15 protein-coding genes and 2 pseudogenes are annotated in these 13,090 nt (G+C 44.2%); all 17 read left to right on the top strand.

Going from position 1 to position 13,090, the window contains the following annotated elements; genetic code table 11:
- Nucleotides 1-121: 121 nt before the first annotated feature.
- Nucleotides 122-871 (top strand): SDR family NAD(P)-dependent oxidoreductase, encoded by a 750-nt coding sequence (locus B6A27_RS16875; RefSeq protein ID WP_201722579.1) that lies wholly within the window; start codon nt 122-124, stop codon nt 869-871.
- Nucleotides 872-1,178: 307 nt separating this feature from the next.
- Entirely contained in the window at nt 1,179-1,565 is a 387-nt protein-coding gene (locus B6A27_RS16880; protein WP_066148640.1) for a MerR family transcriptional regulator, read from the top strand.
- On the top strand, nt 1,562-3,091 hold the full coding sequence (locus B6A27_RS16885; RefSeq protein ID WP_080862729.1) for a class I adenylate-forming enzyme family protein: 1,530 nt from the start codon (nt 1,562-1,564) through the stop codon (nt 3,089-3,091). Before B6A27_RS16880 ends, B6A27_RS16885 begins: the two co-directional genes overlap by 4 nt.
- Nucleotides 3,069-4,739, top strand: coding sequence for an acyl-CoA dehydrogenase family protein (locus B6A27_RS16890; protein ID WP_066148644.1), 1,671 nt, complete (start codon nt 3,069-3,071; stop codon nt 4,737-4,739). Before B6A27_RS16885 ends, B6A27_RS16890 begins: the two co-directional genes overlap by 23 nt.
- 112 nt (nt 4,740-4,851) lie before the next feature.
- A pseudogene (locus B6A27_RS19180) lies at nt 4,852-5,039 on the top strand (GNAT family N-acetyltransferase); the annotation flags it as partial.
- Between the two features lie 287 nt (nt 5,040-5,326).
- Nucleotides 5,327-5,482 (top strand): DUF1540 domain-containing protein, encoded by a 156-nt coding sequence (locus B6A27_RS16900; RefSeq protein WP_080862730.1) that lies wholly within the window; start codon nt 5,327-5,329, stop codon nt 5,480-5,482.
- 247 nt (nt 5,483-5,729) lie between these two features.
- The gene (locus B6A27_RS16905; protein ID WP_255375098.1) at nt 5,730-6,248 is read left to right on the top strand and encodes an aminoglycoside 6-adenylyltransferase; all 519 of its coding nucleotides are present in this window, start codon (nt 5,730-5,732) and stop codon (nt 6,246-6,248) included.
- A gap of 597 nt (nt 6,249-6,845) precedes the next feature.
- Nucleotides 6,846-7,784: an alpha/beta hydrolase gene (locus B6A27_RS16910; RefSeq protein WP_139788157.1), complete on the top strand. Its 939-nt coding sequence runs from the start codon at nt 6,846-6,848 to the stop codon at nt 7,782-7,784.
- A 221-nt stretch (nt 7,785-8,005) separates the two neighbouring features.
- Nucleotides 8,006-8,401, top strand: coding sequence for a hypothetical protein (locus tag B6A27_RS16915; RefSeq protein ID WP_231734626.1), 396 nt, complete (start codon nt 8,006-8,008; stop codon nt 8,399-8,401).
- Between the two features lie 20 nt (nt 8,402-8,421).
- The gene (locus tag B6A27_RS16920; protein WP_080862732.1) at nt 8,422-8,973 is read left to right on the top strand and encodes a GrpB family protein; all 552 of its coding nucleotides are present in this window, start codon (nt 8,422-8,424) and stop codon (nt 8,971-8,973) included.
- Entirely contained in the window at nt 8,954-9,481 is a 528-nt protein-coding gene (locus B6A27_RS16925; RefSeq protein ID WP_161491054.1) for a YdbC family protein, read from the top strand. The genes B6A27_RS16920 and B6A27_RS16925 overlap by 20 nt, the downstream gene beginning before the upstream one ends.
- 17 nt (nt 9,482-9,498) lie before the next feature.
- A complete protein-coding gene (locus B6A27_RS16930) occupies nt 9,499-10,077 on the top strand; it encodes a hypothetical protein (protein ID WP_066148658.1) in 579 nt (192 codons plus the stop codon).
- 60 nt (nt 10,078-10,137) lie between these two features.
- On the top strand, nt 10,138-10,527 hold the full coding sequence (locus B6A27_RS16935; protein ID WP_066148660.1) for a thiol-disulfide oxidoreductase DCC family protein: 390 nt from the start codon (nt 10,138-10,140) through the stop codon (nt 10,525-10,527).
- A gap of 25 nt (nt 10,528-10,552) precedes the next feature.
- Nucleotides 10,553-10,963, top strand: coding sequence for a nucleoside 2-deoxyribosyltransferase (locus tag B6A27_RS16940; RefSeq protein WP_080862734.1), 411 nt, complete (start codon nt 10,553-10,555; stop codon nt 10,961-10,963).
- 13 nt (nt 10,964-10,976) lie between these two features.
- Nucleotides 10,977-11,201, top strand: coding sequence for a hypothetical protein (locus tag B6A27_RS16945; RefSeq protein WP_080862735.1), 225 nt, complete (start codon nt 10,977-10,979; stop codon nt 11,199-11,201).
- 157 nt (nt 11,202-11,358) lie between these two features.
- Nucleotides 11,359-12,420: a C40 family peptidase gene (locus B6A27_RS16950; RefSeq protein WP_080862736.1), complete on the top strand. Its 1,062-nt coding sequence runs from the start codon at nt 11,359-11,361 to the stop codon at nt 12,418-12,420.
- A 229-nt stretch (nt 12,421-12,649) separates the two neighbouring features.
- Nucleotides 12,650-13,090: pseudogene (locus B6A27_RS16955) on the top strand (transposase); the annotation flags it as partial.

Below are 13,090 nucleotides of genomic sequence, written 5' to 3' on the forward strand. Positions count from 1 at the left end.
TCATAGTTGTATGAGCGATAGCGTTAGCTGTAAGATAGATATCGCTATGATGTTCACAAGAAAATAGCAGAAACAAAAAGGAAGGCGTTGATTGATCGCCATATTGACTTGGATGAGGTGAATGATCGTGGTATATAAAGGAAAAGTCGTCGTCATTACCGGAGCGTCAGGTGGCATTGGACGAGCGCTTTTGCAAGCATACGCGGAGCAAGGCGCAACGGTTGTTGCTGTCGATAAAGCGAAAGAAGTGGAAGTGGTCACAAGCAGACTGCAAGCGCAAAAGTATGATGTTCATCCATACGTGTGCAATTTAAGTGTTCCGGATGAGATTGTGAAGATGTTTGAGCAAATCAGGGAATCGTTTGGCCGAATGGATGTGCTCATCAATAATGCCGGATTTGGCATTTTCGTTTCGCCGTATGATTTAACCGTCGAACAGTGGGATGATGTTATCCACACGAATTTGCGCGGCACGTTCCTTTGTTCGCGTGAAGCAGCAAAAATGATGCGAACGCATGGCGGCGGGGCGATCGTGAACATTTCTTCGACGCGGGCGCTCATGTCGGAAGCGAACTCGGAGGCGTACGCGGCTTCCAAAGGCGGTATTTTATCATTGACGCACGCTTTGGCCGTTTCGCTTGGACCGGATCGTATCACGGTTAATGCGATTTGTCCTGGATGGATCGAAACGGGTGATTATGAACAGCTGCGCGATGAAGACCACGCCCAGCATCCATCCGGCCGAGTCGGGAAACCGGACGATATCGCCCGCGCTTGCTTATATTTGACAAATCCAGACAACCATTTTGTCACGGGGATTCAATTGGTCGTCGATGGCGGAATGACGCGGAAAATGATATATGTGGAGTAGCAGAAAACGATAAATGAAGAGGTTTTCACAAAGGAGCTGTTAGTATGGGATAGCTCCTTTGTTGTTTTTTGTGGTTGTGTTCGGCAAGAAATGCGCAGAGAAGATTGTTCAATACTATAGTTTTAAAAAGCGAAAAGTTTGTCAGTGGATACGTTAAAATAAATCGTCATTAATGGATGAAATGTCGCGATTCTATGCACATGTGGTCTAAGGAAAATCGATGATTGGGAGACGAATCTAATGATTGACTTTTACGTTAACGTAAATTAAAATAAAATTCAGAAAAATAAAAATATAGGTGAACTCGATGAATTTCTATACCATCTCCCAATTGTCGCAGGAATTTGACATCAGCACGCGGACGATTCGTTATTATGAAGAGCGCGGGCTCATTGTACCGATCCGCACCGAGTCGGGCCAGCGCTTGTACACGAAAAAGGATCGGGCTGTGTTAAAGCTTATTTTGCGCGGCAAGCGGTTTGGCTTCTCGCTTGAGGAAATTCATGAAATGATTTCGCTTTTTGACAAAGATCGCACCGGACGGAAGCAGCTTGAAAAAACGATTGAATATGGTGAGCAGAAGCTGAAGGAGGTGAAAGAGCGGATCGATGATTGGCTGCAGCTGAAACATGAAATGGAAACGATTTTAGAAGACTTTAAAACAAGATTAGAAGAATTGGAGGGAAGTGAATGAACATTTCTGAACTCTTGGCGCGAAATGCGCGCAAATTTCCGGAAAAAATCGCGATCATTGATGGAGACGCGGTTCTTTCATACAGGCAAGTGGATGAGACGGTCAATCGCCTCGCTTCGTCGCTGCAAAGGCTCGGGCTGAAGCGAGAGGATAAAGTCGTTTTGTATATGCCAAACACGAAAGAATTTGTGTATGCCTACTTTGCGGTTTTGCGCCTCGGTGCGATTGCCGTTCCGGTCAACGCCCGGCTGACGGCTGAAGAAGTGCGCTATATTGTCGAGCATAGCGAAGCGAAAGCGGTCATCGCCCATGATTGGATTTATGAAGCGCTGGCGCCGCTTGCTGGCGATTTCGATCTTCTATGGATCAAAACCGGCGAGGCGAAAGACGGCTGGCGGTCGCTCGCGCAGCTCATTCATGATGGCAGCGCGAATTCGATTGCCTGCCCGCTTCAAGAAGACGATGAAGCGACGATTTTATATACATCCGGCACGACAGGGAGGCCCAAAGGCGTCTTATTTACGTACCGCAATATTTTATCTGTCGCTGTCATGATGGCGCTGGAAACGAAAATGGATAAAGACAGCCGCTTGTTGCATATGATGCCGCTCAGTCACTCCGCTCCGCTTCATTTATTTTTTATTGGCGGCATGTATGTTGGGGCCACCCATATATTATCACCTTCGTTTTCCCCAGAAGCATTGTTTCAGCTTGTCGAACAGCACCGCATTACCCACTTTTTCGGAGCCCCTGTCGCTTATCTGCTTGCGGCTAAGCACCCGCTCCTTCATCAGCATGATCTCTCTTCCGTTCAATATTGGACATATGGCGGAGCGCCGCTGTCAGCTGAAGAAGTGCGATTGGTCGCCAAACAGTTTCGCACCGACCGCCTCATGTGCTTATACGGCTTAACAGAAGCCGGTCCGAACGGCACGTACTTGTCGCCGGAGGAACATGCTCACAAAGCGGGCAGCGTCGGCAAATTCGCTGCGCTCAACTGCGAAGTGAAAATTGTCGATGAGCAGGGGCGTGAAGTGCCAGCGGGCGAAATTGGAGAAATTGCGCTCGCTGGCGAAGGAACGATGAAAAGATACTATAAAGACGAAGAAAAAACAGGAGAAACATTAAAAAACGGCTGGCTTTATACGGGAGATTTGGCCCGTCGTGATGAGGACGGCTATATTTGGATTGTGGACCGTAAAAAAGATATGATTATTTCCGGCGGTGTCAATGTCTATCCGAAGGAAGTGGAAGACGTGTTGCGAACCCATCCCGACATTATAGATGTCGCTGTTGTTGGGGTGCCGCATCCGGAATGGGGAGAAACGGTAAAGGCTTTTATTGTTGGGGCAAAACCGATCGATTCACTCGCAGATCGTTGTAAACGCTTTCTATCAGGGAAGCTTGCTGATTATAAAATTCCGCGCTTATATGAACAGATTGATGAACTGCCGCGCAATGCGACGGGAAAAATATTAAAGCAAGTCTTAAGGGGGATGGGCGATGAAGCAGCTGCGCGAAGCTGATCCAAATTTACTGGAGAATTTAAAAAAATATTTAGATCCAGAGTTATATGGCTATGCAGAGAAAGAGCTGGAGAAGTTTTGGCAGCTTTGTATGACGGAATTTGATAAAAGGGCCGTCCATACCGATCGTGAAGGGCAGCCGAGGTTGATCAAATATGATCGCTTTGGAAATGATGTATCGGAGGTGTGGGTCAACGAAGGCTACCGTCAGACGGTAAAGCAAACATATGAATCTGGAATCGTCGGCTATGTTCATAAAACCATTCCAGAGCTTGGCCGAAAAGGTAACTATATTTACTCTTACGCGCAAGGTTATTTGTTATCACAGGTAGAGCCAGGTTTTTATTGCCCGGTCACGTTGACAATGGCAACGGCCTATTTATTGGAGCATTTTGCGGATCAAGAGCTGAAAAATAAATATTTGCCACATGTCATTTCAACAGGAGAAGTCGAACGATATGAGGGAGCCACCTTTTTGACAGAGCGGCAAGGAGGATCGGATGTTGGAGCGAATGAGGTGAAGGCGGTTCCTTGCGGCGATCATTATAAAATTTATGGTGAAAAATACTTTGCGAGCAATGCTGGCATGTGCGGCGTAGCCATGGTATTAGCGCGCATCGAGGGCAGCGGACCGGGAACAAAAGGACTTAGCTTGTTTCTTGTGCCGTGGCGCACGGACGATGGATCGCTCAATGGCATTCAAATTCGCCGATTGAAAGATAAGCTTGGGGTGCGGGCCGTTCCATCAGCGGAAGTGGTGTTTGACGGTGCGAAAGCTTATGTTGTGGGCGATCCGACAAAAGGCTTTTATTACATGATGGAAGCGCTCAATTTATCGCGTGTCTGCAATGCGGTTGCTTCCATCGGCATTATGAAGCGGGCGCTTGATGAAGCGGTACAGTATGCAGAGGAACGATCGGCTTTTGGGCAAACATTGACCTCGTACCCGATGGTGAGAGAAACGTTGGCTCACTTGACGGCGCGCCAAGAAGTACAGACAAGTGCTTGTTTTGAGCTGATTGCATTATTTGATCGCATTATGCAAGCGCCAGAGCAGGCAACGGAAGCAGAAAAAGCGTGGAATCGGCTATTGATTGCCATTTTGAAAATGCGCACCGCTGAAGAGGCGATCGCTTTTGCACACGAAGCGATTGAGATGCACGGCGGCAATGGTTATATCGAAGATTTTGTCACTCCAAGGCTTCTTCGTGACGCACAAGTGCTGACGGTTTGGGAAGGCACCGCTAATATTTTGAGCTTGGAAGTATTGCGGCTCATCCGAAAGCATCGCATTGAGGAACGCTTTAACGACAAGATGCGCGAGCAGTTGGCGGCGCTTCCCGGACATCTTCGCCCGTTGGCGAAGCCGGTGGAAAGCGGATTGGATGAGCTGATGGAGTCATTGCCAAGGCTGCAAGCGATGCCGGAACATGCGCAAACATACCATGCGAAAAAAATAGCCAATCGTTTGTGCGATCTTTATTTAAGCGTGACGGCATTGAAAAACGCTTCGGAAAGCGAACGAAGCGAAATGATGGCCCGCCTCTTTTTGCAGCACATTTGGCCTCAGCATTTACTGGATTATGAGATGCTTGCGGTCAATTGTTTCGATTTGCTAGTAAATAAAAATAAGAAGATGAGAGTATAAGAGGATCAAAAGAAGCTGGCGTATGCCAGCTTTTATTTTTTTATGGAAAGATTGAAGAGAGCGCTTTTTTGCTAATTTTATCGACATCGATCGATGGAGACAGGGGAGTCATATGATTCGGAGATTGACCAAAAGAGATCATTCCGCTGTTTTTCTTTTTAGCGCAAGAAGCTTCTATCAATCTTTTTATCATTGATGATATCGTGGCTTTTGGTTATTAGCAGGATTTCCAAGAATTATGGGGAGACTTTGACGAACAAGGTGCGCTTCGGGCCGTTTTATGGCGTTTTTATGATATTCTGTATGCTCCAGCCGCGTTTGATGCAGATGGACTGAGATCATTCGCCGAGATCCTGCTTCGATCCGATTTTCCGGAAAATCAGAGATTATGGAGCAATTTGAAAAGCATGAATAGGAATGGACTGCGGTGGGATTCTTTCAATAGCTTGCAGTTACATAGAATCTATTATATAGTAGAAGTGAGACACAAAAAAAGCCCCTTACTCCAAAAGGGGGACAAGCAACAAATCAATCTAGAATCAACCTCTAAGTTTTGCCATGCTATTCCAAAAAGGAGGTGATCAGACATGGCCAAAGATGTGCTCTGTGAAGTGAACACTTGCCGCCATTGGGGTGACGGCAATCAATGCCAAGCTGACAAAATCTACATCATTTCTCATAGTTCCCATGAAAAAGCACAAAGCTCTGCAGAAACAGATTGCAAAACATTCGAAGCTAAGTAATGGAGACAGGGAGGTAAGGAGGTCTGTCATTCCTTCCTCCCGCATTTATTCTAACATGAATGATAATCATTATCAAGCGTTTCTTTTATCATTTATTGGAGATTTTTACTCGCTATCTGTGCTTTCAAGGAAGTGGGATTTTTTGTACTCGGCATATGTTTTGCTGCTACATATTCATTGATAAAAAACTTTGATCCGCTGATGAATAACAAAAAATGACGGATGGAGTCGGACACGGACAAAATATATAGCTCAAAACGGTTATCAAATTTTACTTGATAAAGATCAGTTGACTCAGAAGCTAAAAACTCCAACTTATTCAACATTTTTGACACAAAAGCCGACAGAAGAAGAGTATCTGGAGCTTATCAATGATTTTTGGTGGGATACGACTTATGTTGCTAAAGGACTATGGCGCGATGAATTATACTTTGCCAAGTTTATGCTTGATTCTGTAAGCCGATTTCATTATTTACAGAAAATGGTGGAATGGTATATAGGTGTTCAGTATGATTGGAAGGTGAATCCGAACAAGCATGGCCGATGGTTTAAAAGATATCTAGATGAAGAAACGTGGATCGAGCTTGAGTCGACATTTGTCGGAAGCAACATAGAGGATAACTGGACGGCTCTTTTTGGCATGGCCGATTTGTTTACAAAGTTAAGCGCGAAAGTTGGCCAGTCATTAGGCTATACATATCCTAGCAAAGTGGAAGAAAAGATCAGAGAGTATTTGTTACAAGTAAGGCGGTTAGATAGATGTTAACCTGTCGGACTGTTTTTCCACGGTCGGGGCCAGGTCTAAAGACTGACCTTCTGGCCGTGGTTTTTACTGGACATTCCATTTCTGAGCCTATTCCCCCGCTCTGTTAAGAGGCGGAAGCTGTTATGAACGTCTTTTCATGTATATAAGCTTATATTTGTCCATAGCATTCGTTGCTTTTTAGTAAAATAATGGACCACGAACACTGGTCACCAGACATTCTTTTGGAATATTGGCTGAATGGAGGCAACGGTTGTGTTTTTATAAAAAAAGAGCGGCTTGAAAATTTCCTTTATGGAAACAGGAGATTTCGATATAATGGGAAAAAGAAGATAAGGCAAGAAGAGCGGGTCATAACGATGCGAGCCGCTTGCATTAAGCAGCCAAGTGTTCTTGACTGCGAATATGGACAATTCATAGTGCAGCGCACGTTTCTTATTTTGTCTGTCAATAAGTCTGAATATTCAGTTTATTATTGAACGAATAGGAGCTTCCGTGCAAATATCAAAGGTTTCATCAACCGGTTTCGCGATAAAAGAGACAGATGCTGCTTTGCTTCCCTCTCTTTCGTTTCAAAATATAGATAAAGAGGTGACAACGATGAATTTGCCAATGCAGCTTGAGAGAAAGGCAAGGACAAAAAAGAGAATTGCGATCTCGCTCGCTAGTGTATTGCTTGTTGCGATCGTCGCATGTGTGGCGATTTCCGTCTATGTTGGATGGAATTTAACGCATAAAGAACGAAAACCGATTTTAGAAACACCAAAAGATTATGGACTTGCCTATCAAGATGCCACCTTTATCAGCAAAGACGACGGGCTTAAGTTGAAAGGATGGATTATAGAACCGACCAAACAGGCTCGGATGACGATTATTTTTTCGCATGGCTACGGCGGCAACCGCTACGAGCCCAATGTTCCTTTTTTGCCGTTGGCTCAATCGCTAGCGGCGGAAGGATACCGCGTTATGATGTTTGATTTTCGAGCAAGCGGTGAATCAGAAGGCGATATGACTACGATTGGCGCAAAGGAAAAATACGACTTGCTTGGTGTGATTGATTATGCAAAACATCATTATTCTGAGCCGGTCGCGCTTTATGGTGTGTCGATGGGAGCTGCCACCTCCATTTTAGCTGCGGGAATGGATAAAGATGTAAAAGCGGTGATTGCTGACAGTCCATTTAGTGATTTAGAAAGCTATTTGCGCACTTATATGCCTGTATGGACCCATTTGCCCAACGTCCCATTTACTTACTTAATTATAACGCTTATTCCTATGTTGACAGATTTAAATCCGGCGGAATCAATCCCTATAAAAGCAGTGGATCAGATAGCACCGCGTCCCGTCTTATTTATCCACAGTAAAGATGATCCGTCGATTCCATACAAGGAAAGTGTAAGCATGTATAATAAACATCGCGATGTTTTTGAAATTTGGCTCACTGAAAAGGCCAAGCATGTGAAAAGCTTTGCGATGTACAAAGACGATTATATTCAAAGGGTGCTTCAGTTTTTAGAAAAAGTACAAAAGGCAGAATGATGACGTTGAACGAAGGATTTATGGAACGGGATTCTAGTTGCAAAGCGATCTCAAGCATTTTTCGATGTCCTGGCATGTCGACAGCCCTCCATTGTAAATATTCGAAAACTGGTCGTTTTTATTTGGCAAAAATTCTTGGATCAGTATCTTTTTTAAAGGAATAATTTACCTTTATGTAGTATTAACATCTACGTAGCCATTTGTATGAGGAGGGGATGTTTGTGAGCAATCGAAGAAAATGGTTTACTAGTCAGGATGTTGAAGGAATGATCGAGGAATTGGAAGAGTTTGCGACAGAGATAGGAAATCAGGCCGGCAACAGCAAAGATATAGAGAATCGAAGATTTTATGAAGGAATGGCTGTTGCTTGCAAGCTGATGGCGATGAAGCTAAAGAGGGGATTGGAGTATATTGATGAAACATTTTTAAACTGCGTGTATGAAAATATAAAAGCGCTCAGCGAAGAAAAAAGCCAGCATGTATTTGCGCGAGAAATAAAACAACGATGCTCCTTCTGCCTTCAGCACAAAGAGCCGCTCGTACAGGGGCCCTTTGCGTTGATTTGTCGGGATTGTCTGCGATTTGGCATAAAGGTCATGAGGAGCCGAAATGTCTAAAAGAAAAAAGGTGATGATGGATGGCGCGAAAAGTCGAAGTCGTTCCATTTTCCGAACAATGGGCGGAGCAGTTTCGTTGTGAAGCAGACAAAATGAAAGACGTCTTTCAAAACGGGTGCGTTGAAATCTACCATATCGGAAGCACCTCGGTCCCTGGAATGCGCGCCAAGCCCATCATTGATATCATGGTCGAGGTCCACAATCTTGACGAAGTCGATCGTTTTAATAAGCAAATGGCTGAGCTTGGTTATGAAGCATTGGGGGAACACGGGATTGCGAAGCGGAGATTTTTTCGCAAAGGAGGAGAAGAGCGGACGCATCACGTTCATGTGTTTCAAAAGGGGAGCGAACATATCGAGCGGCATTTGGCGTTTAAAGAATATATGGTCGCTCACTCCGATCAAGCCAAGGAATATAGCAAGCTGAAACAAATGCTAGCGCAACAATTCCCTTTGGATATTGGATCGTACATAGAAGGAAAGGATCCGTTTATCAAAAAAGCGGAACAAGAAGCGCTAGCATGGTATCGCAAGCGAAGAAAGGGGAAATCGAGTGCTGCTGAAATGGATTAAATGCGGTGTCTTTCCGGAGCAAAAGCGGAGGTTTTCGTTCGCACAAGAGCAATGGCAGGAATTAAAGGCGATTTCCGGCTTTCTCCAGCAAATAGGTGGCTGGAATGTAAACGATGCGAACGAGGCCTATATTTTTTCGTTCTGGGAAAATCATTCCGCCTACGAGGCATTTATGAAGCGGGATCACGATGAAATCATGGCGAAAAACAACCAGCGTGGCACCTATCATCGTCTTGCGGTTGACTTGTATATGAAAGCATCACCCAATGACGATACTTTCTCTATTATGGAAATGCTGCGTAAAAGCAATGTGCTGCATGTATGGGAGCGCTGCGAACCATTGTCCGGTTCGTGGAGTGCAGAAGAATTTATTTGGTTTCAACATCTGCATGATCATCGTCGCTTGCTTATCGTCCCTGCTATGCCGCTGACGGATAATGATGGGACGACCGTGGCAATTGAAGAGTCATGGACTACGTTTCGTTTTATGGAGGGGGAAGAAACATGAAGTGAAGAAGAGGGCTTTTGGTTTTTGGGTTGTGCCTGCTGCTTTTTCCGGCGCGCATTTGTGCTTCTCCTGCACCTAGTGAAATAACGAAAGCGAAGGAAAAAGCTCCGGTACACCTGATCGGCGTCGTCATCTCGGATCGGTTATATCAAGATCAAACAAACGAGGCCGATCATCCGTCACAAATTCGTCGCATGGCACTGTCAGTCAAGCAGCTGATCAAGGCTCCCCAAGAGCAATCCTTTTCCGAAGTGATCGTATATTATGTTTATAGGCCCTCGTGGATACAGGATGAACTGGGGAGCGTTCCATTAAGTGTCGCGGTTGGTGATGTGGTTGAAGTATGGCTGAAGCAAGGGAAAAGAGGATGGGAGCCTGCTTTAGGGGGATGGACGGTTCAGCATTTATCATATGCGGAAAAGCGCAGCGAACCGATTCCTGAACCGTTCTTGCATATGGCGGAACGCTATATAAAAACCTCTTGGCGTTACCATTCGGGTGGGATGGTATGGGGCGGAGTCATTTTTTTTCTTTTTGTCTTTGTTTTGTTTGTTAAATTGTTTAATCTGGATCGTGCCTCAACAGAAGATCGATGAAAATGCTGCCTTTTAAGGGAATCTATATGCTGGTGCATCAAGCATTGGAGAGGGTATGAAGTGAAAATCATTCTGTTTGATGGCGCTTGCAGCTTTTGCCATGCAAGCGTTCGATTGATTATTGAAAGAGACCCGCACGCTTATTTTCGGTTTGCCTCATTGCAGAGCGAAGCGGGACAAGCGCTATTGGAAGACGATCGAGTGCCTAGCCAGATTGATAGCTTGATATTGATTGACGGAAACACTTATTATACGAAGTCAAGCGCGGCGTTAAAGATATGCAAGCATTTGCGCGGATGGTGGAAGTGTCTATATGTATTCGTTCTTATTCCACGTCCGCTTCGCGATCTTCTCTACGATTGGATCGCCAAAAACCGTTATCAATGGTTTGGGACGACCGATCAGTGTTTGATTCCAACAGAGGACGTGCGAAGGCGATTTTTGCCATAAGGATACATGGATAAGGGAGGAATCAATGAAATTTTATATTGCCTCAAGCTTCGCTAATAAAGAAGTGGTTCGCCTCTGCGCCCGGAGATTGATCGTAAACGGTTTTACACAGACATATGATTGGACAAAAAACGAGCGTCCGACAGCCATTGAACAGCTTTCACAAATAGGGCAAAAAGAGGTGCGAGAGGTGATGGCAGCCGATTTTTTTATTATGTTGCTTCCGGCCGGGAAGGGGAGTCATGTTGAATTAGGCCTTGCGCTTGCATCAGGCAAGCGCGTTTATATGTATTCAGCTGATGAAGACATCTATCATTCGGAAACAACAGCAACATTTTATCATCTTCCTGAAGTCCAAAAATTGGTTGGTGCATTTGATTGTTTTTTGGAGCGGCTCATTTTTCATGAAGAAACGAATGAAGGGGGAGCATTCTGACGGCTAGCATTTCATGAAAAATTGGAGCGTGATTCACGAGCGAATGACGGCCGGCGCTTCCCGAAGTTTCGTTTTATTTATAGAAACGATCACGATCGAAATCGCCAGTCCATCCATTACTTTTCTCGAACGCAAGGGGGTCGACATTTTTCTGTTTGTTTTGCATCAAGTGTTCCAGCGATCGCCGTATGAAAGTAGAGTTTTCGGCGATATTCCGGCAAAGGAGATAGGCGATTGATAGAATTAGGGAGAATCAAAGACAAAAGGCTTGTAATGGAATCGTAATAGATTTGTAACTGCTTTTTATTCTTTTTGTCATTGATTCGCCATTTTCTTTTAATATAATGATCCATGTTCGTAGAAACGGAGACTATCAATACATCGGGAGGAGCAACATGAAAAAAACGGCGATTTTTACAGGGACACTGATCACGTCTTTATTAGCAGGACAAACAGCTTTTGCTAGCAGTTACACAGTTCAAAAAGGCGATACGCTTTGGAACATATCGAACCAGTATCATACGACGGTTGAAACATTAATGCAAATGAACGGTTTAACTTCTGATCTTATTTTTCCTGGCCAAACATTAAAAGTGAGTGAGAAAGAAAATACATATGTAGTGAAAAAAGGCGATACATTGAGCGAGATTGCTAATCAATTTCATATAACGGTAGATTCATTATTGCAAATGAATCCAGGAATTTCTGATCCGAATTTTATTAAGGAGGGTCAAATTGTTTATTTAGTAAAACAGGTATCATCATCTACCCAATCTACTGCGCCGTCCTCTGCGAATGGCTATTATATTGTAAAGGAAGGAGACACCCTTTCTGGCATTGCGGCAAAGTTTCAAACTACCATTCGCTCGTTGCTTGCGTTAAATCCGCAGATTGCTAATCCTAATCTGATTCGAGCTGGCCAGTCCATTAAGGTGGCAGGACAGCCAGTCAGTGTTGCCGAACAAAACCAAGCAGTGTCTTCCAGCACAGCGAAAAATGAACAGCCGCAAAAGGTCTCTTATTCAAACGAAAAAGTTTCTGCTGATCCGGTGCAAAACAACACAAAACCAACGACTCTCTCTTTAGCTGATAAAATTATTCAAATCGGCGAAAAGTATTTAGGAGCCAAATATTTATATGGTGCTAGTCCATCCCGCACCGATGCGTTTGATTGCTCTTCTTTTATCATGAGAGTATTTAGTGAAGCAGGAATTGCTCTGCCACGCAGTTCATCGGCGCAGGCGCAAGTAGGGACTCCGATCTCGATCAGCCAGCTTCAAAAAGGAGATCTGTTGTTCTTTGATACAGACTTCAATGGAACGATCAACCATGTCGGCATTTATGCAGGCGGCGGGCAAATGCTCAATGCCACCACTTCAAAAGGTGTCACGTATGTATCAATCAATATGGCCTATTGGCAAGAGCGTTTTGTAAAGGCTGTACGCGTTCTCAACTAATCTATTTAAACATTTATTAGTTGAAACGGCTTTGTTTCATCTTCAAGTTTCCTCCTAATTAATGAATGGAAAAGTGATAAAAGAGAAAAGTCAAACGCTTTGAAATGCATTTACTAGTATGAACGTGTTGCAAAACGCATAACGGGTGCATAAAAGGACGCAAAAAATCCACCGTCTTGGAAATCATATACAGTGACCAAAAACACATTTCCAAGGGGTGGACACTATCATGATTTCCAATTTTGTTATCGAACATGCACTGAATAGCGAAATGGATCCTCTTTTACAGGCTTTATTTCAATACATCGACCAACTTTCTTTACCAGAAACACCTTATATAACCGGGCGACCACCGATTTCGAAAAAATCATTGTTAAAATGTTTCTTTTTAAAAACCTATTTTTCCATTGATTCTTTACGTCAGTTAGTGGAAACACTCGATCGATTTGGCTACTTCCGGCGTATTTGTGGACTCAAAGAGGTTCCACATCTTTCTACGTTTTCACGTGCAGGTAAGTGGTTTCGAGAACAAGGATTTTCCACATTTAATGCTCGACTTCTAAAAGATTTAGGTGTTCGGTATCCCAAAATTGTCATCATCGACCTGTACGTCACTCCGAAGCAGTTTTTATGATGCTCAAGCGAGATGGGGGATTCCGACTCGGTATAA

Source organism: Anoxybacillus sp. UARK-01 (genome assembly GCF_002075365.1).
Taxonomy (GTDB): Bacteria; Bacillota; Bacilli; order Bacillales; family Anoxybacillaceae; genus Anoxybacteroides; species Anoxybacteroides rupiense.